Raw genomic sequence first — 24,790 nt, 5'->3', positions numbered from 1 at the left:
ATATTCCCTTCCTTCATAATAAGGTTTATGAGAATCGTCAACGTTGAAAATCTATGGAAGATATATGGAAAAGATAAGGAGGCGTTGAAAGGGATAACTTTCTCGGTAAACAGCGGTGAAATATTTTCTCTTCTGGGACCCAACGGAGCTGGTAAAACTACTACCGTTAAGATCTTAACTTGCATGATAAGACCTACCAGAGGAAAAGTGGAGGTCATGGGATACATCGTTCCTGAGCAATGCGATAAAGTGAGAGAAAGAGTGGGAATCGTCCCTCAGGAGTTTCAAGGGTTCTCAGATCTCACGGTCGAGGAAAACATATCATACTTCGTGAAACTGTACGGAGGAGATAAGTCTCAGATAGAGGAAATAATGAAGGGCTTAGATCTCCTTGATTTCAGGAACACCAAGTTCAGGAACATATCAGGAGGATATAAAAGGAGAGTCGCAGTAGCTTGTTCGCTAGCTGGATCTCCGAGGCTAATATTCATGGACGAACCAACGGTGGGACTGGATCCGAGATCTAGGAGGAGCGTTTGGGAAACAATAAAACGCGTGAGAGATGCAGGTGTAACTGTGCTTCTCACCACTCATTATTTGGACGAAGCGCAAAAGCTTTCAGACAGAGTTGCCGTGATATTCGATGGAAAAATAGTTAGGCTTTCCACTCCCTTAGAGCTCATGGAGGAATTTAGAAAACAGTCATTGGAAGAAGCCTACCTGGCCCTAATGGAATCGCTGGGTGATTCTTAGTGAGGAACGTTTTGATAACGACTTGGGCAATCATAAAGGATAACCTGAGCAGCAAGACTACTTTATTCTTTGTAATATTTTTCCCCTTATTTCTTACCATAATCTTCGCTTTCGGCTTTGGGGCTGCAGCCGAACCACACGTTACGGTTGTCGTTAATGGAGATAGTGGCCTTGCTGAATATCTAAACCATAGCGTTCTTTTCTCAGGGATAGTAGGCTCTAATGAAAAACAGGCCTTACTTCATAACTACATTTACGTTTCTGTAAACAACGATACTTTCACCCTATATTACCCCCAACAGGACGATTATCTCATCCCATCACTTAAGGCCTTGATTCAAAGCTACGTCACAGGCGGTCAAACGGTAAACTTTCAAACGGTGGAGCGGCAAGGCTTCACATATTATGACTACGTTATTTCAGGAATGATTGGAGTAATAGCCCTTTCAAACGGTTTATTCGGAGTTACGGGAGTTGGAGCCGGTTATTATAGAGATAAACTAGTTGACAGATTGGCGGCTTCCCCTCTCAAAAGTTACGAATGGGTGATAAGTTTCATCATATATGAAATAGTGATCACTTTGATCTCTACTGTTCCAATATTGGCGTTAGGTTTAGCCTTCGGCTTCCTTCCTCTGATAAGCCTTTCCTTTATAGGATTCCTTGCGCTTGCTACGCTAATGTTTGCTGGACTAGGGGCGGTTATCTTCGGTCTTAGCCCAAAGGATAAACTCTTCGTAGCTCAAACTGTAGCTAACATAGTGGTTTTCCCTTTAATGTTCTTAAGTAACGCATTCTTCGCAGAGAGCTCGTTTCCTCCCACCCTGCGACCCATAGTCGAGTATCAACCCCTTTCTATAATCAATAACGTAATAAGGGACGTCTCAGTTTACAACACCATACCTTCGACTTTTGACCTAGTATATATAATAATATTCACTATTACTTTCATATATTTTGGTGGAAAGTTAATGAAGCTAAGAGAAACTGATTGAGGTCCATGAAGGGGTAGATTTGGAGAAGAAGGAGTTTATCCCTTCCCTAGCTTCGTCCGATATAACTTGAGTGGCTACCTCCTCAAAAGCCTTATCTAGACTGGAAATCATCTCCGAGAATATCAACCTTCTCATCCTAACTTGAGCAGAAGGAGACATAACCTTAAGTCTGTTCAGAACGATTAACAACTCTTTGTCCAGGTCTTCCGCCTCATAATCTAAAAGTCCAACCTGTTTTGCTAGAGAGGTGTCTAACTCCTCTCCAAGCATGGCTAGCTTCCTGGATGCCCTAGGGCCCAGCAAATAAGGTCCTATCGATACGAGAACTGGAGGGAAGACTCCCAGTCTACCTCCTGGCGCCGCAAACTTTGTTCCCTTCTTAGCTATAACTATGTCTAGAACAAGGAGGAGCTCCATAGACGCACCGTAAGCTATTCCCTCAACTAGACCAACAGTTACCTTGTTTATGGACATAAGCTTTACGAACAGATCCCTCATGTGTCCGAAAAACACCTTAGCGTACTCCTTATCGTTAGATGCCTTCAATAGTTCTCTAATGTCTGCTCCAGCCCCAAAGTTACCATTGCTACCCCTTATGACCAGGAAATGAGGGTCCCTTATTTTCTCAATCTCTGATAGCGTGTCAAGCATATCTAACATGAACCTGGTATTGAAAGTGTTATATTTTCCTCCAGTGTTAAACGAAAGATAAAGGTACCCTCTCCTCTTCTCTAGCTCTACACTCATTACAAAAACTATAATGAGGTTAGGGGTATAAATATTGACCTCTCTCCTATCATAGTTTCACCGAACACGTGCAAAGTTCAGGAAAAACTCGAGGTATGTGTACAACCTTCTTCATCGTGAAAGGTGGCGGAAGGTGGTAAGAGAAAGACTCTTTAATTAGAAGCCCGCTCTGTAGAAATATTTTTTATGGATAGACGAAATTGATAAGGATGAAAGTATCGTGAACGCCCTAGAGCTGCTTAAGGAGCAGTATGGGTTTTCTGAGGATGAGATTGAATACGCAATAGATAGGGCTAAAGGTATAATTATGGGATTCGCAATGGAGTACAGAGCCAGATTAGTTCTAGAATCGATGAATTTCGTAAATATAAAGTCAGTTGATTTACCTACTCATGATATAGAAGCAGAGAGGGACGGAAACAAATATTTCATTGAAGTGAAAGCTACAAAAAGATCTCCTACTAAAGAATATAGCGCATATAAACTAGCCATGATAGCGAAACTAGATGGCACCCACCTAACCCTCATGATGACACCAAAACCTAACTTGGTCATTACAGAAGAGATCCTAAGCGAACCTAAGAAAATCCTATTCAATTTCTTTAGGTTAGCTCTAAACAACAAGAATGATGAATTGAAAAAGTTCTTGGAGGATGAGAGGAACAAGAAGATAGTTAGATCTTATGATAAGGTCGTTCTCTCCACGTTACATGGAACGTTAGAATCGTTAACTACGTAACTTTAAGTAACTTGTAGACGCTTTGGAAGATCTTTATCCTTATTAAGTTCTCTAGCCTAGACCTGTATTAACTAAGGCACCTCAATTAGATACGTACAAGACAAAGACTAATAGAAGGCTCACTTGCATAGAAATTATTCCACAACTTGGAAGAACTAAAATAAGTTTTTAATGTTCTCCATTATCGTTGTAATGAAAAAGGTGTTCGTTTAGTTGCCTAAAAAAGACAGATCAGATCAGGCACCGTCAAGGGATGTGCCGAAGCCGCAAGAAGGGGAAGTCATCTGTGTAGTTAAAAAGATGTTAGGAGCTGAACATATAATTGTATTATGTCTCGACGGGAAGGAAAGGACTGCCAGAATACCTGGTAGAATGAGGAAGAAAACTTGGATAAAAGAGGGAGACGTTGTGTTAGCCGCACCGTGGGACTTCCAACCTAACAAGGCCGACATAATTTATAGATATATGAACGATGAGATAAAGAGATTAGCAGAGGAAAAGGTAATTAGTAGGGAGGTAATTGATCAACTTAGAGGTTGATAGAGAATAGGAAAGAAAAATGAGAAGAGAAGAAGGGATAAGGACGAGTTTAAGACCGTCGATTCCACTTTTGATAGCTCTACTTCGCTAGCTGTAATTCAAGTTATGAGGAGATTGAGCGTTGAATCTGTTCTAGGTGCTATTGCCTCAGGTAAGGAAGCCAAAGTGTATCCTGCTAAAAACAGCTCGGATAAGATTATAGCTCTAAAGATATATTACACGTCAACGGCCTCTCACAAGAGGGCTATAAGGAAATACACTTCACTTGATAATAGGATTAATTCCAAGTTCAGTAGTACGAAAGAGCTCATATACGGATGGGCAAGGAAAGAGTTCAGCAACCTCTTAAAGATGTATAAATCCGGCGTAAGAGTTCCAGAACCCTATCTGTTAATAAAAAACGTGCTGGCTATGGAGTTTATAGGATATGGAATAAACAGGTCCCCTCTGTTGGCGGAGCTAGATGAGGTTACGCAGGACATTTACCTAGACGTTTTGGCTCAAGTTGAGACTATGGTGATCAAAGCTCAACTAGTGCATGGAGATCTGAGCGAATACAATATCATGGTAAAAGATGATAAAGCTTACATAATTGATGTAGGACAGGCTTTACCGCTTAAGGATAACGGATCTCTGGAACTGTTAGCCAGAGACCTAGCTAACGTTAATAAGTTCTTTAAAAGTAAAGGTATCGACGTTATACCCGAAAAAGAGTTATTAGATAGATTTAGTTTATCTAGCTTGGAGAACTAATGTTTGTAAGCGTGCCGGATGAGAAGTTAGAACTAGTTAAGTCCCTTCTATCTGACTTATCGAGATCTGGGGGAATAGAAATACTTTATGATGAGAGATCTAAGAATTTTATTGTAGATCCAAAGAATCAGAATCCGTATCAAGCTTTAAAAACAGTTTCAGTAATAAACGCTTTAGGCCTTGGCGTACCTGTTTCAGACGCGTTCAAGTTGATAGGAGAAGAGTACATCCTTGACGTTATAGACTTGAAACAGCTATCCCATGACAAAGCTGTTATGTCCAGGATAAAGGGGAGAATTATAGGGGAGGGTGGAAAGACTAAAAGGATCATACAGGAATATACTGGTGTTACAATAGTTGTGTCTGACCATCACGTAGCTCTCATTGGTACTTACGAGCAGATCCCTATAGCTAAAAAGGCTCTAGAACTTATATTGAAAGGAAAGGAACATTCTACAGTTTACAGATATTTAGACAAAGCCGAAGAGGAGCTAGTTAGGTATAGATCAAGTCTAAGGAGAGAGAAGCTAGGCCTAACCTAATATTTGAGCTTGAAGCGAGATCGAGTAACCTCTTAAGATAGGTTCTGCAAATCTTTCTAGATCAAGTTACACGGATACCTCATCAGACTTATGGTTGCGATTCGCTAATTATCAGATCCTTGATAAGATTTCTCGCTAACAAGTGAGACTCAAAATAAACACGCAATAAGGGAACGTAAAGACTAAACGTGATCACCCGATAGGTCTCATCAGTTCTACAGCTAGAGCAGTAGATCCGCCAGTACCGTGACAGATGCTCGCTATTCCTCTTTTTCCCTGCATCTTGCTCAATACGTTTAAGAGAGTTACAATTATTCTCGCCCCGCTGGCCCCTATAGGATGTCCTATTGCTATAGCCCCACCGAAAACGTTAAGCTTTTCATAGGGAACGTTCAGGAACTTATGAAGGAGAACGTTGTTAACCGCGAAAGCCTCATTGTTCTCGAAGTAGTCAAAGTGGTTTACTGTAAGATTAAGCTTAGACAAGAGCTTCTTTATGGAGAAAATTGGAGCCTCAGTGAATCTCCAGCTCTCAATGCCTACCCAAGAGTAACCCATGATTCTGGCCACCGGCTCCACTCCGTATTCTTTTACCGCTTTCTCACTCATGAGAACTAGAGCAGCTGCACCGTCAGAGATCTGCGAGGAGTTCCCTGCAGTATGCACACCGTTTTCCGTGAACGCTGGTTTAAGTGACGCTAACTTTTCTAAGTTAGTATCTTGCCTTATCCCTTCATCTCTATCTAGCTTACCCTCGTTTAGCCTAACTGGGACTGTTTCAGAGTTAAATATACCCTTCTCCCAAGCTTGATGAGCCCTCCTGTTGCTCTCAAGTGCTATCTCGTCTAACTCCCTCCTAGATATATCCCTTTCCTTTGCTACCATATCAGCTTCCTGTCCCATCAGTTTGAAATTGAAAGGATCGGTAAGACCGTCCTGTAACATAGTATCGATGAAGCTTAAGCTCTTACCGGAGAGAAACTTAACGCCCCATCTTACCTCAGAACTAACAGCTAGCATGGCCTGACTCATTGACTCTATTCCTCCCGCTACCACTATATCAGCGTCCTCATTCTTTATGATCTGGGCAGCATTAGTGACGCTCATCATCCCTGATGAGCATACCATATCTACGGAATAACCGTCTACTTCCCAAGGTATCCCAGCCTTTAGTGCTGCTTGTCTTGCCACATCCTGACCATGACCTGCCCTCAGAACGTTTCCCATTATAGTGATTTCGACTCTAGAAGGATCTAGATTGGCTCTATTCAGAGCCTCCCTTATGACAATTGCTCCCAAGTCTACGGGTTTAACGCTTTTAAGCGAGCCGCCAAAGCGACCAATAGGCGTCCTCACAGCAGAAACTATGTAAACTTCGTTCATAGAATCTCATCTGTATACAATAATTTAAACTTTTTAAACAATTTCTCCTCTAAGATCAAAGAACGAAGAGTCTACAATTTTCACATCGTACCAATTCCCTAGTACTGCGTCACTCAAGATCACTGGTATGTAGTTTATCGTCCTGCCTATAATAGTGTCGTCCTTTCCTCTCTCTAAAGCCAGGACTCTCATTTGTCTTCCCAGATACTCTTTATGCACTTCCCTTGATAACTCCTCATAGAGCGATACGGCTCTCTTCAGTCTTTCCTTCTTAATCGGGCCTGGAACTTGAGCAAGCATAGAGCTCCTTGTGTTTGGCCTTATAGAGTACATCGCTATGTGGATCCTCTCAAACCTGAGCTCCTTCATCAGATTTAACGTATCTTCGAATGCGCTATCGTCCTCTCCAGGATGTCCAACTATGATATCTGTCGTAATGTTCACTAAACGGAACTTCTTTCTAATCTCTTTAACAATTGCTCTAAACTCATCTACTGTGTATTTCCTGTTCATTTCCCTCAATACTTTATCGTTACCGCTTTGGACTGGTATGTGAAAGAACTTGTACACCTTAGGGTTTTCCCAAGCCTCTAATATAGAGTCCAAATGTCTCATTGCCATCTCTGGTGTCATCATCCCTACCCTTATCATGAAATCACCTTCTAGAGAAGCGACCTCCTTGACTACGTCTGGTAACGTAACCTTACCTCCCATATCCAGTCCATATACTGCGGTGTCTTGCCCAGTGAGTTCGATCTCTTTAGCGCCTTGAGAGATCATCCTCTTCACGGTTTCAACTATGTTCCTTAAGGGGTAACTCCTCAGGTTCCTCCTAGCCAGTTTCGTAATGCAGAAGTTGCAGTTACCAGCACAACCGTCCTCTATGGGTATTACGGATATTAACCCGTCAAAAACTCTTGGAAGGATCGAAGGGGTCTTGCTATCTAGGCTGATCACACGTTCGTTACTCTCCACTACCTTAACTATGTCACTTATAGACTGAGGTCCTATCATTGAAGAGCTCGGCGAAAGCGAACTAACCAACCCTGGTTGAGCCCCAGTCAAACAGCCAGCTATAACAAGTTTTTTCCCAGTCTTTGAGAGTTCCCTTATCCTCTTCTTCATCTTTTCCTCGGTCTCCATTCTGACGGCACATGTGTTTATGACCACAACGTCAGCACCCTCAAGGGTCTCTACTATCTCGTGGTTCCTTTCTCTCAGTAAAGACATCATTGAGTAAGTGTCTCCCTTGTTAAGGGCGCAGCCGTAAGTCTCAAAATAAACCTTCATTGCTTCAACTAGTCACATATTTAACTCCGTGATTATATAGAGTTAATTGAGCTTCATGAATAAAGACGATAAGCAGTATTTCGCTCTCTTAGACAGACTTTACATTAAATTGCCCAAGAAGGACTTGGCTTCAGAGACACAGGCTCTGCCGGTTCTATCTATTATAAACATAGGGAACACCACTATTATCAGGAACTTTGGGGAATTTTGCGATAGGATCAGGAGAGAGGACAAAATATGCATGAGATATCTCTTAAAGGAGCTGGCTGCAGCAGGGTCACTCTCCGAAAACGGGCAGCTTTCTATACAAGGTAAGTTCTCGTCATCAATAGTGAACACGTTTATGGACAGGTTTATCAAAACTTACGTTCAGTGCTCCACATGTAAAAGCCTTGATACTGTCCTAGTTAAGGATAAGAAAATATGGTATATTCAATGCTTAGCGTGCGGAGCTAAGAACTCAGTGAAACCGCTCTAAGTGAGACAATGAGGGTAGTACTCAACGTGATAAGGGGAGAGGGTCACGTCTTCGTCAACATTTGCGAGAAGGAGTATCTAGGAAAGGAGTTTAGAGAGGATAAGGTTATACTAAACGTCAACGAGGAGTTTTATGGAGGGGAAGAGGTGGAGATGGACTACGCTCTCAATCTAGTTGAAGAGGCCACAGTGGTTAGCATGATAGGGGATAAAGTTATAGAAGAAGCTATGAGAAGGGGACTCGTTCATAGGAACGCAGTGTTGTCCGTATCAGGGGTGAAATTTGCTCAAATCTATAACCTGTGATTTTCATGGCGGGAAGGTTTTGCGTGCTCTGCGGGAGGGAAGAGGTAAAGCTTATAGATAGACTTTGTACTTCCTGTTACATTAAGACCAGAGAAATAATCAAAACGCCTAAGGAAATAGAAGTGATAACGTGTAAGGTTTGTGGCTCTAGGAAGTTCAAGGGAAGATGGGTTCAATTCAGAAACGACTTAGAGTCTGAGATTGAGGAGGAGGTTCTATCGTCTATTAGCTTAGATAAGCACGTCGAAGAGTATCACTCTGAGCCTGCAGGGATACGGTCTGACAGATCTGGAACTAAATACGTTGTAGTGAAGGTAACAGGATCGATAGAGGGGGAGAAGTTCGACGTCGAGAGAGAGATTCCGATAAAGATCGAATCGGTGCTCTGCCCTTCTTGTGTAAAAAGGAGAGGTAAGTATTATGAGGTTATCGTCCAGCTTAGGTCAAAATCAGGGAGCATTTCATTGGACGAAAAGCAGTTCTTTGAGTCGTTCTTCTCTAACGAAGATATTAGCAACCTCTCTGACGTCATGATCCTGAAGGAAGGAATAGATTACTATTTCATGAACAGGGCCATAGCAAAGAGGTTAGTGTCCAAGTTTACCAGTGAAGTGAAAGTTGAAACTAGAGAGAGTTATCAGAGAGAAAGAATAAAAAGAGGTAAAAGGGAGGCTAAATTAGTAATCTCCCTGAGGTTATGAACCTGGGTATAGATGAGGCGGGGAGAGGATGTCTTATAGGTCCAATGATAGTTGCGGGTATAGTTTTAGATGAAAAAGGAAGAGAGGAACTAAAAGAGCTTGGCGTGAAGGATAGCAAGAGATTAACTAGGAAGAGAAGAGAGGAACTATTCAACGCTATTATCGAGAGGAGTAAGGGAATTGCAGTGGCAAAAGCTGAACCTCTTGAAATAGATAGTAACAACCTCAACGCTCTAACCTATAGGAAAGTGAGTGAAATTATTAGTTCCCTCTCGTGGTTAAATCCCAAAATCGTTACTGTAGATAAAGTAGGAAAGGAGACCGAAGTAATAGAGCTGATAGAGAGACTAGGATTTGTTGCTAACGTAGTTCATAAGGCAGACGAATTGTTCATTGAGGCGAGCTCGGCTAGCATAATAGCCAAGGTCATCAGGGACAACATAATAGAGCGACTAAAACTAAAGTACGGAGATTTCGGAAGCGGATATCCCTCTGATCCAAAAACTATAAGATGGGTAAAGGACTTGGTCTCCAAAGGAGAGGAACCGCCAAATATTATAAGGAAGTCGTGGAAATTATTGCAAAAATATGCTCCTTCCTTTTACGTAGAGAAGGTGATCTAAACTGGTTACTAACCTCCCTGCTGAAGCTAAAACTAAATGGCTTAGAGTAATGGACGCTAAGACGCCGGAGGAGAAAATTAAGGCAATTCAGGATTTCCTAAGCAGCGTACCGAAGCACAAGGGTACGGAGAACCTGGTTTATTGGGCCAAGAGGAGGTTATCTGAATTAAGGGAGGAGGCCGAGAAACAAAGGAGGAAAACTAAGGGTGGAGGATTTTCTTTCTTCATAGAGAAGGAGGGCGCTGGCCAAGTCCTTGTCTTAGGAAAGGAGGAGTTGAAGAACCCACTCGTTCGTAATCTAACTAACGTGAAACAAGATCCTAAAGATTACCCAGTTCCCGCTATGTGTTACTTTGAGGATTCACCGATTCAACTAGTTAATCCTCCCCAGATAATCCTTGATTCTAGGATGATAGTGAGCAAGCTGTTAGGCTTAGCTAGAAATTCAAACTCTATCCTAATGGTTCTAGAAGACGTAGACGAGTTCTACAGGATGAAGGATTTCCTGGAAAACAATAACATCATTTTGGGGAAACCCAAGGGAAAGGTAATTATTGAAAGGTTTAGGAGTAGCAAGGAGGGACTAAGAGTGGTACAATTAGGTCGACTTGTTGGCACAACTGAGGACGAGATTAAAAATTACATGAGAGAGTTCGGCATTAAGTCTGCAGTGATTAAGATTATGGGAGAGGTAACGTTAGACGATGTCGAAAAATCGTTATTTGAAGCAATCACGTTCAAGCCTGTCGTCATAGCCTCCGTTAAACCGTTTACGGTTCAGGGAATACCAGTAGTTCCTATAAACGATGTTGGGAGGCTCAAGATGGAGCTCTTTAACAGCCTTGACGTAATAAGGGTATACACGAAGGAACCGATGGAGGAACCTACTACAGATCCATTATTTATGAAGAGAGGGTCAACAGTATATGACGTAGCTCAGAAGTTACATAGCCAGCTCTCTGAGAACTTTAAATATGCCAGAGTGTGGGGAAGATCTGCCAGGTTTCCAGGTCAAAGGGTTGGAGAGGATCACGTTCTAGAGGACAAAGACATAGTTGAGATACACGTTAAGTGAAGAGACGTTAAGAAGTCTTAATTTTGATGATTCTGGAATGATTGGTCATCAATTTCCTGATCTTAGGATCAATGACTACTCTACAATAAGGATAGTTCCTGTTCCTGTCGTAAAAGCTTTGATGATAGTCCTCGGCAGGATAGAACTCCTTAAACGGAACCACCTCTGTAACTATTTTTCCGTGATATTTGGTCTTATTCAGCTCGTCTATAATTTCAAGGGCAATTTTTCTTTGCTCTTCATTGTGATAAAGAATAATTGAACGGTATTGGGAGCCCACATCATTACCTTGTCTGTTCTTCGTTGTAGGATCGTGAATATCAAAAAACACCTCAAGGAGTGTCCTATAACTTATAACGTTTGGATCAAACGTTATTTGAACAACCTCTGCATGTCCGGTCCTATCCGAACAGACATCTTCATAGGTTGGGTTGGGAAGCCATCCCCCTGCGTAACCTGAAACCACCTTAATCACGCCATTCAACCTAGAAAAAACCGCCTCGGTGCACCAGAAACAACCTCCACCCAAAGTCGCCATCTCTAAATTGATTGCCATAAGAACTATGATTGTTATAAATATTTAAAAATCAGTCTAAAATGCTTAAACATGTTTCCTCGAGAGCTCCTTCATAAAACGCTAAAGGTGGCTCTTTTTAGATTTAGGAGAGCTAACGCAAACCACTAAGCGAAAATTACGGAAGATCTCAACGTTGAATTATACAAAATTGCATTCATCAAGGCTTCAAATACTCGAGAGTTGGATGGGATTGTCATCCTGACGTGCTGTCATCACCTTTTCAGCAAAGACCAATTCAATCATTTAGGAACATAAATAGTTAAATATTTTTAAACGTTCCTTAAGTCCATGATTGATAAATCTAGATCTAACAAGGTTTACGGAGGACCTGAGAAGGCTCCTAATAGGGCTTTCCTCAAAGCTATGGGCTTGACCGATGAGGACATATCGAAACCCTTAGTTGGGGTGGCTGTAGCTTGGAACGAGGCCGGTCCATGCAACATACACCTTATGGGCTTATCACAGGTAGTTAAAGAAGGTATAAGAGAGCTTGGAGGGACTCCTAGAACGTTCACGACACCGGTTGTAATAGACGGCATAGCTATGGGAAGTGAGGCAATGAAGTACTCTCTAGTGAGTAGAGAGATCATCGCTAATACCGTTGAGCTAACGGTTAACGGCCACGGATATGATGGGTTTGTGGCGCTGGGTGGCTGCGACAAGACTCAGCCAGGCCTGATGATGGCTATGGCCAGACTCAACATACCTTCAGTCTACATGTACGGAGGAACTACTCTACCAGGAAACTTCAAAGGAAGGGATATAGCTATAGGAGACGTATATGAGGCAGTAGGTTCATATGCGGCTGGGAAAATAACAGCTGAAGACTTAAGACTTATGGAAGATAACGCTATACCAGGCCCCGGGGCCTGTGGAGGGCTATATACGGCAAACACAATGGCTTTACTATCTGAAGCCCTTGGTCTAGCCTTACCTGGAAGTGCGACTCCTCCTGCAGTCAGTTCGGAGAGAACTAAATACGCTAAGGAAACTGGTAGGGCTTTGATGAAGATCATGGAAGTTGGACTGAGGCCCAGAGAGATATTAACCTTTGAGGCGTTTGAAAACGCTATTACGTTACTTATGACAAGTGGCGGTTCAACAAACGGTGTGTTGCACCTGCTGGCCATAGCTCATGAGGCAGGGGTTCATCTAACGTTAGACGACTTCGATAGGATAAGCAAGAGAGTTCCAGAAATAGTGAGCATGAAGCCTGGTGGAGACTACGTTATGGCTGATCTTTACAAAGTGGGAGGGGCACCACTAATTCTCAAGAAGTTACTGGATCGCGGTTTACTTCACGGTGATGTGATCACCGTAACAGGGAAGACCATGAAGGAGAATCTCCAAGAGTACATACTTCCTAACGTTAAACACGATCATATAGTGAGAGAGTTATCTAATCCCTTCATGCCGGCTGGGGGCTTGAGGATACTTAAGGGATCGTTATCTCCAGAAGGATCTGTAGTTAAAGTTTCAGCTTCTAAAATAAAGTATCATAAGGGTCCTGCAAGAGTGTTCAACTCCGAGGAAGAGGCGTTCAATACGGTAATTAAGGGTGGAATCAAGGAGGGAGAAGTAGTGGTGATTAGGTATGAAGGGCCTAAGGGTGGTCCAGGTATGAGGGAGATGCTTGCCGTTACTAGCGCTATAGTTGGCCAAGGTCTAGGCGAGAAGGTAGCCCTAGTTACTGACGGGAGGTTTTCAGGAGCCACCAGAGGATTAATGGTAGGTCATGTAGCCCCAGAGGCCGCAGTAGGAGGACCTATAGCCCTTCTTAATGACGGAGACGTGATAACTGTAGATACGGATAAGGGTAGGCTAGACGTTGATCTCTCCGAGGAGGAGTTAAAGAGGAGAACAAAAGATTGGAGTCCTCCTGAGCCTAGATATAAGACTGGGTTGCTAGCTCAATACTCGAAGCTAGTAAACTCCTCAGCGAAGGGAGCTGTGCTTTCGTGATGTAAGACTTTCGAAAAGTCTTTTTTCCTTTAAAGGTAATGTTTCGTTTATGGATATTAACAGAGTTAAGATCTACTTCATGTTTCTGATAGTCAACGTTACCATCCTCTTTGTAGTTTCCGCAATCCCATCCTCTCCGCAAATTGGACAGCAGATATTGAACTCCTTGAATTCTACAGTGACTACGAACCAGGGCTTAGTAAGCATGGGCACTTCCATCGCAGGGCATAACTTTTTCCTTTCCCTTTTCATGTCCTTTCCGTTCATTGGCATACCGGCAGGACTTTTCATTTTAGCAGAGACCGGCTACGCCTTTTCAGCAATAGGATCTTTAGAAAGAATTCCTGGGGTGGCTCTACCTACACTAGAGGCCTTTCTACCCTTTTTCTGGCTCGAATTCCTATCTTACACTGCAATGATGACCGAGAGCTATTTCTTCACGAAGGCCATTCTAGGAGGATACTGGAAGAGAGAACTATCAACTTACGTTCTAGTCATAGGTTTGGTCGCAGTAACTCTTACTGTTAGCGGATTTGTAGAGTCATTTTTTATTTCTATAGGAGTATAAAATGAGGAACTTATATGGTTAAAGTAAGTTTATATTCTACAAGTACAGAATAGATAGTGATACTTATGAGGAGAACCTTAAAGGCCGCTATTCTGGGGGCCACAGGATTGGTCGGCATAGAGTACGTGAGGATGTTGGCTGACCATCCCTACATTAAGCCAGCGTATTTAGCAGGAAAGGGATCCGTAGGTAAGCCATACGGTGAAATAGTAAGATGGCAAACTATGGGCACGGTCCCTAAGGAGATAGCTAATCAAGAAGTTAAACCAACTGACCCAAAACTAATGGACGACGTGGACATAGTCTTCTCACCATTACCGCAGGGAGCTGCAGGACCTGTAGAGGAGCAGTTCGCTAAGCTGGGCTTCAATGTGATAAGTAACTCTCCTGATCATAGGTTCGATATGGACGTACCTATGATTATACCTGAGGTTAATCCCCATACTGTAACTTTAATTGATGAGCAAAGAAAGAGGAGAGATTGGAAAGGCTTCATAGCTACTACCCCACTATGCACTGCCCAGGGTGCTGCCATCCCTCTAACCCCCATATACCAGAACTTCAAAATGAACGGGGTTATGATAACCACTATGCAATCCTTGTCAGGTGCAGGATATCCAGGAATAGCCTCATTGGATATTGTGGACAATGCGCTACCTCTCGGAGATGGATACGACGCTAAGACGGTTAAGGAGATAACAAGGATATTGAGCGAGGTAAGGAGAAACGTTAAGGAACCAGGCATAAACGAAGTGACGTTAGACGCTACAACGCATAGGATAGCTACGATTCATGGACATTATGAGGTAGCCTACGTTACATTCAAGGAGGAAACCAATGTAATGAAAGTAATGGAGACCATGGAGAACTTCCGCGGAGAACCTCAGGAGCTGAAGCTACCCACTGCTCCAGACAAACCTATAATAGTTACGACACAGGACGCGAGACCTCAGGTCTTCTTCGACAGATGGAGCGGGAATCCACCTGGTATGAGCGTTGTGGTGGGTAGACTAAAGCAAGTTAATCCAAAAACTATGCGCTTCGTCTCGTTAATTCATAACACTGTTCGTGGGGCAGCTGGTGGAGGAGTCCTAACAGCAGAGCTTCTTGTAGAGAAGGGATACATAGACAAAAGGTAAAACTGGATTTAGTTTTTAATCTCCCTTTCTTTTTCTCCTTATGGTGTTCATTTGGACTTCATTGAATTAGCAATGAAGGTTGGCATTGAAAAGGAGAAAGCCGTGTTCGTCTATAGGAGACTTAACGGCGGTTATTACATGAAAATTCACTACTCAAAGAGCCCTATAATGTCTAACATTATCAATTGGCCAAAACTCTATCTGAAGACAAAGTTCTATCCTAAACTTGCACAGCCTGGCTATAACGAAGCTGTTCAACTTCTGATAACATTAGACGTGGTATCTATTATCGGCATGTCCTCAGTTTTACTGAACAGACCGATCCAGGTTCAAAAAATAAAGGAGGACGTAAAAGCTGCATTCAACTCAATAAGGGAGGACGCGATGGGCAACTCAACGTATCCTTTCCCTGAATATGGGGAAGTCAAAATCACTCAGGACTTCTTTCCTTTCATAAACGATTTGGTTGAGAAAAGAAGGGAGGATGATAGAAGAGACTTACTAGAAGTGCTAAACGATATAGCGTATGAGAGTAAAACCATGGAAGAAGTGAGGGTAAGACATCCGTGGGCGAAAACCATAAGGAGAGAACAGTCGCTCAAAGCGTTTGGATTGGCTGGTAAACTAGACGATTTCCTGAAAGAGAATGAGAGTTACGTTTTGATTTTATCCGGACAAAGGAGCGGGTATTTAGATAAGCTGCTTACAGAATTAGGCATCACAGAGGGCTTGAAGGTCCTTAAAGGAAATCAATTAGCAGATACAGGATTTCTAGAAACGCTAGAAGGGATAAAGAGGAAAATCCTTGAGATATCTAATTACATTTGATCGATACCAGAATTGGAAACCTCAAAATTATAATATCGAGGAAGTATCTAATACCTTAGATGAAAACTGTACACATAGCGTTAGTTGTGGATGCGAACGGATCTCCGCTCACTCCAGAAAGACAACTAGCGGTTGCTCTTACTAAAGCGTTATCTAGGAAGGTTAAAGTGACTTCCGCCACGTTAATTGGATGGCCGGTACAGTTAGTGAGAATGGAGGAACTGGGTGGCTACTTGTCATTTGATGAGACTGGACAAATAGATACTAAATTTGATAGGGTTGTACTTGGCGACTACGAGCATTACCTGAACTCCTTTTCAAAGTTGACCACTCCTGATGAGTTCCTAAACGTTCTTAGGAACGTACCGTGGTTCGAGCCTAGAGGTGTGGAAACCGTAAGATTGAAAGGGTTGATAAGCGAGGATATAACTCCATTCGTAAAGAACCCCTCAGTCCCGCTACCTACTATCTTGTTAGAGAGGAAAATAACAGATGATGTGATCTCGCTGGAGATAGAGGAGTGGAGGAGAATCCAGAAAATAATAACAGGGGAGTTGGAAAAATTAGAGGAGTATAAAAGGAGTTTTTCCGCAATATCAGAGATGTTTATTGGTAAACTAGCAGAAGAGAGGAGAAAAACAGAATCATTGTATGATCAACAAATAGAAAGAATAAACGATGAGATGGAGCAGTTATTGAAAGTTAAGAAACCACTAGCTTATGAAGAGGTTAAGAAGAAATCATTGGAGTTCTCCTCAAAGATAGCGGAGATTTATGGGGTTATGGCCAAAACGAGACTTGACGTAGAAAGTGGAAAAGTGTCAGAAAGGCAAGCAGCAACTCTAGAATCAGCTAAGGAAAAAATACTAAAAGACCTGGACAATCAATTAAATAAGCTGCTAGAGCCTTACCTTTCTGAAATTAGGGTATTAAAACAAAAGATAGACTCGCTTGAAAAAGAGAAGAAAGAGGAGTTGATGAAAATCGACAGCAAGCTCGAGCTTCTAAGAAAAACTGGTAACGATGTGATAGCTTCGTTTGAAAGAGTAAAGGAAAACAAGAAAAGAGAGCTAAATCAAATTACAAGCTTAGCTAGAAGGACCATATACATAGAGGACAGAGTTGAGGCTATAGTCCCAGTGCTACTCGTGAGGGACGCGCTCAGCACATCGCTTGCAATTTCAGGACTTATTTATAGCGGTAAGAATAAGTCGTTTCTGAATTTAGGAAGTATAGGAGGAAAATTGAACAACATCTCCACGCCCATAAATGACAGTTTGACTAATCTGTTTAAGGTAACCGACCCCGCCCTTCCAGACAACATAAAGCTGTTAAGAAGAGAAATAGAGAACGGAGTACTCTGGCTTGAGGAAGAGGGCTGGAAGGTTAGGAAACTTTTTGAAGACTACTTTTGGTAACTGCATGTGAGAATATTGAGCTATAAACCAAGGTATTTTTATTCTCAGCAACTTTAAGTATGATGTGGATGCAAAAACCAGGAAAAAGACAAGAAGAGTTAGAGTAACCGAAAGCATTTCTGCGTTTAAGGAAGAGCTTAGAGCTATAACCTTTGAACCCTTATATGGGGATTCCATAAAAGCCATTATTACTAAATTAACTGCTAAAATTCAAGAAATTTCTGAAAAATATGATTACTCTGTAGAGTTTCCTAAGGGGGCGGAAGTTGAAACTGATGGAAACACATACTATTTTGTATATAATCTGAAAATAAAAACCAAGGTAGGTACTAAAAGGGTTCAAATGGAGGTTCAATACATGATGTATGACCAAGAGAGTTGGGTTGGCATGATTACTAAAATATCATAATTATTTTCTTTTCAAAATCAAAACGGCCACTAATAAACCGAAGATTAATATGATAAGTGCGATAGCTGGGTTTTCATTTGGGGAAACTGAATTTTGATTTGTATGAGAAGAGTTAACTCCACTAGCTTTAGGCAAGGATATGTGTCCTGAGTTGGTCGTAAGAATCTGCACGGGAGTTATTGCTGTGTTATTTAACAGGCTGCTATTCACCAGTCTATAGTGAAACACTTGAGTGTTAATTAAGCTTACAGTAGAGTTTATAGCTGTAAGATTATATATAACTGAGTTTATAATAGTAGCATTATGATTAATAATCGTCGCATTTAAGATGTAAAGGTTGTACCCTGAAGTTCCATTAAAGACTGGTGTTAGAACGTAAGGCATTAGTGTAAAACTTGCAGACGGTTGAGGTATAATATTTAAGTTAGCGTAATTAAGAGACGATCCAAGATCTACAGGATAGCCTTCACTAGAGACACCACTTACGTAAACTAACCATTGACCTGCCAAACCGTAAGGAGACAGACCTAATCCATTGGAGTTGGCCCCTGATGGGAGGTCAAAGTAGCCTATCCAGCTACCGTTTTCGTACCTTAGAGGCACGGCGTTAGATATAGAGAGTGAGTCGAAGGAACTCTGTAAGTAAGCAGGAATAACTATTGCTGTGAACGTACCGTATTTTACTGGAGTGCCATTAGGATAAGTTATAGTAGCATTAATTAATAGGGAGGAGTTCTGTAACGCGGTCTCTTGAAGTCCGTTAAGAGAGAGATGAACGGATGAGGGGGAAACGTATATTTGTGTCGTTCCGATGCCCTGCGCAGTGTAATTAGTGAAATTATATGTAGCCCTAGCCTCTACGGTATAGTAGCCAGATGGTATCCCTTTAGGCAGTTCAGCTTGGAGAACGTAGAACTGGCCTGATGATGTTTCAATTGAGTTCACCGTAGTGTTAAAATAATATATTCCGTTCTTAATGAAGCTCACGGTAACGTTAGGTGATCCTAGGGTTTCAGTGAAAACTGCCAGAGTGAAGTTCTCCCCAGGAGACACTACTAGGGGTTCCGTAGCTACTTGCGGTATGATATAAGGAACTACATATATCCCGGAAACGAACTCGTCGAACCCAAAAGTGTTAGATAGTTTAACCAAATAAATTCCACTAACCATTGAAGAATTTAGATGAAATGAGCCGAACTCGTAATCTGTAGCGTTAGTTATGGTAATTCCAAACTGACTGAAATTTAACAATAAGGGATGGCTTAACTTGACAGTGGAGATCAGAGTCTCCTCACCTGTAGTTGGATTATAGGCATAGAGATATGCCGTTATTTGAGAGCTGGAGAAGGCCGTGGTTCCGTTTGGATAGGTCAAGTGTACTAGCACGGGCAGATTGCCTGGGGTTGGATAGAGTGCAACCTGAGGCAAGATATATTGAGCTTGAATTCCCACAGTAAAATATGTCCCGGACGAGTTATCTCCTTGAGTCACTATAAGTTCTTGCGTTCCAGATCCGTGCGCTATAAAACTTCCAACCCAATACGTTCCGTTAAAACTAAGAGGGATTTCCCCTAAGTAAGCCGTTCCGTTAAACAACTTCGCTATAGGCTGTAAAGAGGAAGGACCTTTAACGATCACGTTAACGGTCTGCCCGTCAACGTAAGTAGTGTTCTGAACTGCTACAGCTAACGTTTGAGACTTACTAATAAGCGAAACAAAATAACCTGCATTGATGTATCCCAGACCAGTGACAGGATTAGGAGTTCCATTAACGACGTAAGGTGTGTTGTATCCGAAACTTATCGGTGAGAGGGCCTTCGTTCCGTTCAGAGAATAAATTAAAGGATTAATGAACCCGAGCCTTCCGTGCACCTGTACTGCTAAGGCAATTATAGCTGAGACAAGAGGTGAAGCTAATGAGGTTCCTCCTACTAGCTCCGAGACGTTATAGTAATAAGTTACAGGGACGCCTGTATATGGATTACCGTCCGCTACCACATCGGGTACCATCCTGAATCCCTCAGCTCCTTGATACCAGGGGCTAGGGAATATGGTGCTGAATCCGCCTGTGCTAGCTCCAAAGAGGCTTTCTCCACTCCAGGCTGTTTGTGTGGAACTCCCGTTGGAGTAATACAATGAGCTACCACCCACGGCTAAAACGTATGGATCTGAGGCAGGAAGGACTAAATTCCCAAGAGGTGAGAGGTAGAAGTTATTTCCCGTTCCTCCGCTGTCTCCGCTAGCTGCAACGAAAGTTATACCCTCTACCTCACCCAGCCAGTACTCATAGGTCATCGATTGAACCATAGAGAGCGGCAACAGCCCTAGGTCTACATATATCTCAGGAATACCAAAACTCTGTGACACTACCGATACCTGGTCTTGTTGATCTATATAAGCTATGGCCTCAGGTAACGTAACGTTTGGATTAGCCACGTAAAGTACTATCCCAGCGTTAGGAGCTAACACATGAGCGTACTCTACGTCCAACGATATCTCTAAAGCCCATCCGTTAGCTATCCCATCATTAGGATTATACGCACCAATGCTCTCTACCTTAAATGAAGGAGGGTTACTAACGTTATAGCTTCTATCGAAGTCCTGTAGCTGCTGTTGGATGTAAGGGTCTCCGTAAAAGTCCAATATTCCTATAGTCACGTTAGTCCCATTAACTCCCTTGTTAAGTAATGGAGTGACATTATAGGCCTGCATTAGCTCTTTCGGAGTTACCACAGAGTAAGCCACTGCCTGCGTTACATTCATCAAGGTGTTTGGTCTTTGAATGAGAAGAGAGGTTAAGTTCGTTGAGAAGACGTAAGCGTTCGAAGCCAGCGGAGAGTTTACGCCAACATATTGATAAAAGGTCAAATTGTGAAACCTCTCTACGTAAAACTGGCCGCCTAAGGCCTTGATGAACTGTTCAGCTGCGCCTGTTGCAGTTATGACGTTCATGTAAACTTGAGTTTTAATACCCACGCTGTTCAGATAACTTACGAGCCTATCTATATCTGATTTGGGTATAAATAGAGATTGAACTTGCTCTCGACTCAAAACCTTATGTTCTTGGACTAACATCTGAAGCTGTTCTAGGTTCTGCGGTTTTTCCACTATTGATACAGTTACCAACTGATTTGGTGAGATGCTGTTCAATAGACTTTGCTGACTGACGTGAGCAAAAGGTATCACCTGGCTTAACATTAATGTAATTAAGATGAGTTCCTTTATCATAGGCAAAGGTAGAAGTGTAATATCAAAAAGTTTATCATAACAAAGTTCTCATATCTGGGAATTTAAGAGTTGATTAACGCTCTCTGAACATTTCTTTTCCTGAACTCTAACTCGAGGTATCAAAATTGATTTCTAAAAACCTTAATTTAGAGCCTCCTCAACCTTTTTAGACTTAATTTATATCCATGTTTAAATGTGGAAAATGACCTCTATCAGTGTGCTAAGCCTTGCCTACATACTACCCTGTCAAGAGGATGGGAATAACGCTTGATGAACAAAATTTTATTTTAAAAAGATTAATACAATTTAAAACTGAAGGAGACGTCCTAGATATAGGAAGTGGCAATTCCCTTATACCGATTCAATTGTCCAAAGCGTGGAATAAGAAAATCATAGCAGCTGACATATGGGATGAATTCCCAATTGAACTGGCTAAAAGGAACGCGGATGAGGAGAAGGCTTCCGTAGATTTCATACGTATTGAAAGGCCGAATCTTAAGTTACCGTTCCCTGAATCTAGTTTTTCCTTCATTTACTCTATCATGTTTGTGTACAATTTGAGGAAAAACGAAAGGGAAGCCCTGTTCTCAGAAATACATAGGGTTTTGAAGGAAGGCGGTTCGTTCCTGTTGGTAGACCCTGTAATAGTTAGGAAGGAAAGGAAAGAACTGAAGGGGTTCACAGAAACGCTCTATAGGGAGGAGAACGCGCTTTTCTATTATTTAGCGAAAAAAGTTAACCGGCCGTCTTAGGACCCCTTGGGGAACACCGTTAAGACAGATCTGCAGCTATAATTGAACGTTACAAACTCGCAACGAATTAATGTATTAACCGGGGGGTTAAAGATCCTTCCGAAAATTTAATAGTTAAATGAAATAGAAGACCCATATGAACCAAGTATCAGATGGAGAAAAAGTGAAATTTGAAAACGGAAAGTGGATAGTCCCACGTAATCCTGTTATCCTTTACATTGAAGGAGATGGAATAGGTCCAGAGATAGTAACTGCAGCTAGGAAGGTTCTGGATAAGGCAGTGCAGAGGGCATACGGTTCTAAAAGGGAGATAAAGTGGGTTGAGGTTCTGGCTGGGGAGAAGGCCTTCGTCAAGGTGGGAGATAGGTTCCCTAAGGAGACTCAGGAGATGCTAATGAACTACAGGGTTGTGCTAAAGGGTCCACTCGAGACCCCGATTGGTAAAGGATGGAAATCAGTAAACGTTGCAATAAGGTTAATGTTAGATCTTTACGCTAACATAAGGCCAGTTAAATACATAGATGGTTTGGAGTCTCCCCTGAAGGAGCCAAACAAGGTCGACATGATTATCTTCAGGGAGAACACCGATGATCTCTACCGAGGTATCGAGTACACTTACGATAGTGAAGAGGCGAAAAAGATTAGGAATTTCCTGAAGGATGAACTCGGGATAAAGGTCGAAGACGATACTGGAATAGGAATCAAGGTAATTAGTAAATTTAAGACCGAGAGGATTACGAGGATGGCAATCAATTACGCGATTCAGCACAACAGGAAGAAGGTCACGATAATGCACAAGGGAAACGTGTTAAAATATACTGAGGGTGCCTTCAGAGATTGGGCCTATGAGTTAACAAAGACCGAGTTCAGAGATAAAATAGTTACAGAAGAAGAGGTAAACACTCAGTATGGAGGTAGAGCTCCAGAGGGAAAGCTGATAGTGAACGACAGGATAGCTGACAACATGTTTCAGCAGATTATTACTAGGCCTGACGAATACGACGTTATATTAGCTCCCAATCTAAACGGAGACTACATATCTGACGCAGCGGGAGCTCTAATAGGAAATATCGGAATGTTAGGAGGAGCTAATATAGGAGATTCTGGAGGTATGTTCGAGGCAATACATGGAACAGCTCCGAAGTACGCTGGGAAAAACACAGCTAATCCGACGGGGATAATAAAAGGTGGAGAACTGATGTTGAGGTTTATGGGATGGGATGAAGCTGCAGAACTGATAGAAAAGGCCATACTGACTGCCGTGTCATCAAAGAGAGTTACACAAGACCTTGCTAGGTTTATGGGGGTAAAAGCGTTAAGTACTTCAGAGTTCACCAACGAATTAGTAAACATCATAGATACGCTTTAGTCCTGAAGCGCTAAAGAAATCCTTTCTAAGGTTTTCCTTAACCTCCTCTCCTCATCTTTGATGATGGAGAGTTGCCTTTTGATCTCTAGAGCCTTCTCAACTTGTTTCTTAATTTTTTCAACTTCTTTACCTAGATACTTACTCTTTAGTTTACCTTCTTCCCAATACCTTAGATAATAGTATTTCTTACCGTTTATCGTTTTAGATTCGACGTGTCCTGAAGGTAAAGATTCCAACTCCTTTTCCAGTATGTTTCTTCTCTCCTCAATTTCAGATAGTCTGTCCTCTACGTCCTTAACTCTCTTCCATAGATCTCTCGTCGTACTCATATCCCATCTCCTCCGTTAAGTTCTCCTCAATCACTTTCATAATCCTTTCCTTGTCATGAACCTCTACGTATTTTCTAATCCCCCCTGCTCTCCCCCTATTCATTATCTTTATTTTCACAATACCAAACATATCAAGCTCTGACACTATGTCTGAGAATCTTCTATAGGAGAGTGGCTTTTGCTTCAGCTTATCACAATACTTAGAGTAGACCTTATGGGCCGTTACTACATCGTCACTGGTCACTATAGCCCTTAATGCTAGCTTATAGTGGAAAGGTAAAGATTTCACTGCCTCAAATAACCTTTCCTGTTCGTATTCAACTATAGCCTTGTCAACGTGTTCCTTCTTTATGAACCCTATGCCAGATGCTAGTTGAGCGGCCCTAAACAAGAGGTTCACTGCCTTCCTTGCGTCTCCATGCTCTCTAGCTGAGATCGCCGCGATGTACGATAGTATCTCGTCGTTGTACGTGTTATCAATAAGCCCATATTCGGCGTACTTTGCGAGTATTTCCTTTAATTGGATAGCGTCGTAGGGCTTAAATATAACCGAAGGGCCTAGCGAAGATAATACCCTAGGTTCCATGTAATCCCTCACGTTTATATCGTTACTGATCATGATAACTGAGACGTCGGCATCTGCCCTTAGAAGCTGATAGAGAACTATATCTCCTCCCCTTCTCTTAACTAAGGTATCGACCTCGTCAAGGTAAATTATGGCCTTCTTGCCTCTTAGCACACTTTTAATTTTATCTATATATTCTCCCAAGTTTACCCCATGTCTTGGGACTAGACTGTTAGTTAACTTCTCTGCTATGACAGATAGAACGGCCTGAGGTGTTCCACCCACTTCTCTTGAGTTCAAATATACTTGTTTAACGCCACTGTATTCCTGATCCTCCTTCTTAACTTCCTCTATTTCGTTGTAAATGTATTTCACAACGAATGTCTTTCCAGTTCCAGTTAAACCCAAGAAGAGATTCGAGAACTTAACGTCATTCTTAACGAAATATCTAACCGCTATGGCCGATTCGCGAATTATGTCCTCTCTGAAGGGGATGTCAGTGAACACCGAGAGTGGGTCGATGAACACCTTAGGGTTCTTTATTACCTCACCCTTTCCCCCCCTTAACGCTTCTCTGATCACATCGTTTCACTCGTTTCTGAGGTTAAATTTAGTTTCATCCATTTCTTTAGTATTATCTTCATCACTAACGATCGCGTTAATACCTCCCTCAAGGGAAGAGCAAGCCTTTACAGTATAAAAGCAGCGTTTCTTGTACCTAA

At 42.1% G+C, this 24,790-nt stretch carries 26 protein-coding genes; 19 read left to right on the top strand and 7 right to left on the bottom strand.

Going from position 1 to position 24,790, the window contains the following annotated elements:
• Positions 1-27 precede the first annotated feature (27 nt).
• Together MCUP_RS06780 and MCUP_RS06775 are read left to right on the top strand one after the other, a co-directional pair.
• Positions 28-753 (top strand): ABC transporter ATP-binding protein, encoded by a 726-nt coding sequence (locus MCUP_RS06780; RefSeq protein WP_013738045.1) that lies wholly within the window; start codon positions 28-30, stop codon positions 751-753.
• On the top strand, positions 753-1,748 hold the full coding sequence (locus tag MCUP_RS06775) for an ABC transporter permease (RefSeq protein WP_013738044.1): 996 nt from the start codon (positions 753-755) through the stop codon (positions 1,746-1,748). The genes MCUP_RS06780 and MCUP_RS06775 overlap by 1 nt, the downstream gene beginning before the upstream one ends.
• On the opposite strand, the gene MCUP_RS06770 is transcribed toward MCUP_RS06775, so the two are convergent.
• Positions 1,731-2,495, bottom strand: a complete 765-nt coding sequence (locus tag MCUP_RS06770; protein ID WP_013738043.1) for an enoyl-CoA hydratase/isomerase family protein — start codon at positions 2,493-2,495, stop codon at positions 1,731-1,733. The genes MCUP_RS06775 and MCUP_RS06770 overlap by 18 nt on opposite strands.
• A gap of 220 nt (positions 2,496-2,715) precedes the next feature.
• On the opposite strand from MCUP_RS06770, the gene MCUP_RS06765 reads away from it, so the two are divergent.
• From MCUP_RS06765 to MCUP_RS06750, 4 genes are all read left to right on the top strand, one after another.
• A complete protein-coding gene (locus MCUP_RS06765) occupies positions 2,716-3,234 on the top strand; it encodes a hypothetical protein (RefSeq protein WP_013738042.1) in 519 nt (172 codons plus the stop codon).
• 213 nt (positions 3,235-3,447) lie between these two features.
• Positions 3,448-3,774, top strand: coding sequence for a translation initiation factor aIF-1A (locus MCUP_RS06760; RefSeq protein WP_013738041.1), 327 nt, complete (start codon positions 3,448-3,450; stop codon positions 3,772-3,774).
• Positions 3,775-3,879: 105 nt separating this feature from the next.
• Positions 3,880-4,527 (top strand): serine protein kinase RIO, encoded by a 648-nt coding sequence (locus tag MCUP_RS06755; protein WP_013738040.1) that lies wholly within the window; start codon positions 3,880-3,882, stop codon positions 4,525-4,527.
• A complete protein-coding gene (locus MCUP_RS06750; protein ID WP_013738039.1) occupies positions 4,527-5,069 on the top strand; it encodes a KH domain-containing protein in 543 nt (180 codons plus the stop codon). The genes MCUP_RS06755 and MCUP_RS06750 overlap by 1 nt, the downstream gene beginning before the upstream one ends.
• Before the next feature lie 192 nt (positions 5,070-5,261).
• On the opposite strand, the gene MCUP_RS06745 is transcribed toward MCUP_RS06750, so the two are convergent.
• A complete protein-coding gene (locus MCUP_RS06745; protein WP_013738038.1) occupies positions 5,262-6,452 on the bottom strand; it encodes a thiolase family protein in 1,191 nt (396 codons plus the stop codon).
• Positions 6,453-6,485: 33 nt separating this feature from the next.
• Complete coding sequence (locus MCUP_RS06740) at positions 6,486-7,742, bottom strand: tRNA (N(6)-L-threonylcarbamoyladenosine(37)-C(2))-methylthiotransferase (protein WP_013738037.1); 1,257 nt, start codon at positions 7,740-7,742, stop codon at positions 6,486-6,488.
• 55 nt (positions 7,743-7,797) lie between these two features.
• Here MCUP_RS06740 and MCUP_RS06735 point away from each other — a divergent pair, with 55 nt between their 5' ends.
• The 5 genes from MCUP_RS06735 to MCUP_RS06715 are packed head-to-tail and all read left to right on the top strand — an operon-like array spanning position 7,798 to position 10,924.
• Entirely contained in the window at positions 7,798-8,220 is a 423-nt protein-coding gene (locus tag MCUP_RS06735) for a translation initiation factor IF-2 subunit beta (RefSeq protein WP_013738036.1), read from the top strand.
• 8 nt (positions 8,221-8,228) lie between these two features.
• Positions 8,229-8,525 carry a DUF424 domain-containing protein gene (locus MCUP_RS06730; protein ID WP_013738035.1) on the top strand — a complete coding sequence of 99 codons (297 nt, stop codon included), beginning with the start codon at positions 8,229-8,231 and terminating at the stop codon, positions 8,523-8,525.
• A 5-nt stretch (positions 8,526-8,530) separates the two neighbouring features.
• The gene (locus tag MCUP_RS06725) at positions 8,531-9,226 is read left to right on the top strand and encodes a 60S ribosomal export protein NMD3 (protein ID WP_013738034.1); all 696 of its coding nucleotides are present in this window, start codon (positions 8,531-8,533) and stop codon (positions 9,224-9,226) included.
• The gene (gene rnhB, locus MCUP_RS06720; RefSeq protein ID WP_013738033.1) at positions 9,223-9,849 is read left to right on the top strand and encodes a ribonuclease HII; all 627 of its coding nucleotides are present in this window, start codon (positions 9,223-9,225) and stop codon (positions 9,847-9,849) included. The genes MCUP_RS06725 and rnhB overlap by 4 nt, the downstream gene beginning before the upstream one ends.
• Before the next feature lies 1 nt (position 9,850).
• On the top strand, positions 9,851-10,924 hold the full coding sequence (locus MCUP_RS06715) for a TGS domain-containing protein (RefSeq protein ID WP_048057561.1): 1,074 nt from the start codon (positions 9,851-9,853) through the stop codon (positions 10,922-10,924).
• A 7-nt stretch (positions 10,925-10,931) separates the two neighbouring features.
• On the opposite strand, the gene msrA is transcribed toward MCUP_RS06715, so the two are convergent.
• On the bottom strand, positions 10,932-11,480 hold the full coding sequence (gene msrA, locus MCUP_RS06710) for a peptide-methionine (S)-S-oxide reductase MsrA (RefSeq protein WP_048057560.1): 549 nt from the start codon (positions 11,478-11,480) through the stop codon (positions 10,932-10,934).
• Between the two features lie 309 nt (positions 11,481-11,789).
• Here msrA and ilvD point away from each other — a divergent pair, with 309 nt between their 5' ends.
• The 6 genes from ilvD (at position 11,790) to MCUP_RS06680 (ending at position 17,825) form a co-directional block, all read left to right on the top strand.
• Positions 11,790-13,463: a dihydroxy-acid dehydratase gene (gene ilvD / locus MCUP_RS06705; RefSeq protein ID WP_013738030.1), complete on the top strand. Its 1,674-nt coding sequence runs from the start codon at positions 11,790-11,792 to the stop codon at positions 13,461-13,463.
• Between the two features lie 49 nt (positions 13,464-13,512).
• The gene (locus tag MCUP_RS06700) at positions 13,513-14,031 is read left to right on the top strand and encodes a hypothetical protein (protein WP_013738029.1); all 519 of its coding nucleotides are present in this window, start codon (positions 13,513-13,515) and stop codon (positions 14,029-14,031) included.
• Between the two features lie 65 nt (positions 14,032-14,096).
• The gene (gene asd / locus MCUP_RS06695; protein ID WP_013738028.1) at positions 14,097-15,170 is read left to right on the top strand and encodes an aspartate-semialdehyde dehydrogenase; all 1,074 of its coding nucleotides are present in this window, start codon (positions 14,097-14,099) and stop codon (positions 15,168-15,170) included.
• 51 nt (positions 15,171-15,221) lie between these two features.
• Entirely contained in the window at positions 15,222-15,998 is a 777-nt protein-coding gene (locus tag MCUP_RS06690) for a hypothetical protein (protein WP_237697975.1), read from the top strand.
• 59 nt (positions 15,999-16,057) lie between these two features.
• Positions 16,058-17,416: a hypothetical protein gene (locus MCUP_RS06685; RefSeq protein ID WP_013738026.1), complete on the top strand. Its 1,359-nt coding sequence runs from the start codon at positions 16,058-16,060 to the stop codon at positions 17,414-17,416.
• Positions 17,417-17,480: 64 nt separating this feature from the next.
• Entirely contained in the window at positions 17,481-17,825 is a 345-nt protein-coding gene (locus MCUP_RS06680) for a hypothetical protein (RefSeq protein WP_013738025.1), read from the top strand.
• Here MCUP_RS06680 and MCUP_RS06675 read toward each other — a convergent pair whose 3' ends face one another.
• Entirely contained in the window at positions 17,826-21,053 is a 3,228-nt protein-coding gene (locus MCUP_RS06675; RefSeq protein ID WP_013738024.1) for a S53 family peptidase, read from the bottom strand.
• A gap of 227 nt (positions 21,054-21,280) precedes the next feature.
• On the opposite strand from MCUP_RS06675, the gene MCUP_RS06670 reads away from it, so the two are divergent.
• Together MCUP_RS06670 and MCUP_RS06665 are read left to right on the top strand one after the other, a co-directional pair.
• Positions 21,281-21,805: a class I SAM-dependent methyltransferase gene (locus MCUP_RS06670; protein WP_013738023.1), complete on the top strand. Its 525-nt coding sequence runs from the start codon at positions 21,281-21,283 to the stop codon at positions 21,803-21,805.
• 136 nt (positions 21,806-21,941) lie between these two features.
• Positions 21,942-23,174, top strand: coding sequence for an NADP-dependent isocitrate dehydrogenase (locus tag MCUP_RS06665; protein WP_013738022.1), 1,233 nt, complete (start codon positions 21,942-21,944; stop codon positions 23,172-23,174).
• Here MCUP_RS06665 and MCUP_RS06660 read toward each other — a convergent pair.
• Together MCUP_RS06660 and MCUP_RS06655 are read right to left on the bottom strand one after the other, a co-directional pair.
• Positions 23,171-23,503, bottom strand: a complete 333-nt coding sequence (locus MCUP_RS06660; protein ID WP_013738021.1) for a DUF6788 family protein — start codon at positions 23,501-23,503, stop codon at positions 23,171-23,173. The genes MCUP_RS06665 and MCUP_RS06660 overlap by 4 nt on opposite strands.
• Positions 23,469-24,650 (bottom strand): Cdc6/Cdc18 family protein, encoded by a 1,182-nt coding sequence (locus MCUP_RS06655; protein ID WP_013738020.1) that lies wholly within the window; start codon positions 24,648-24,650, stop codon positions 23,469-23,471. The genes MCUP_RS06660 and MCUP_RS06655 overlap by 35 nt, the downstream gene beginning before the upstream one ends.
• Positions 24,651-24,790 lie beyond the last annotated feature (140 nt).

The sequence above is a fragment of the Metallosphaera cuprina Ar-4 genome, assembly GCF_000204925.1.
Taxonomy (GTDB): domain Archaea; phylum Thermoproteota; class Thermoprotei_A; order Sulfolobales; family Sulfolobaceae; genus Metallosphaera; species Metallosphaera cuprina.
The sequence above is the reverse complement of the archived record's forward strand: the minus strand, read 5'-3'. Positions and strand labels throughout refer to the sequence as shown.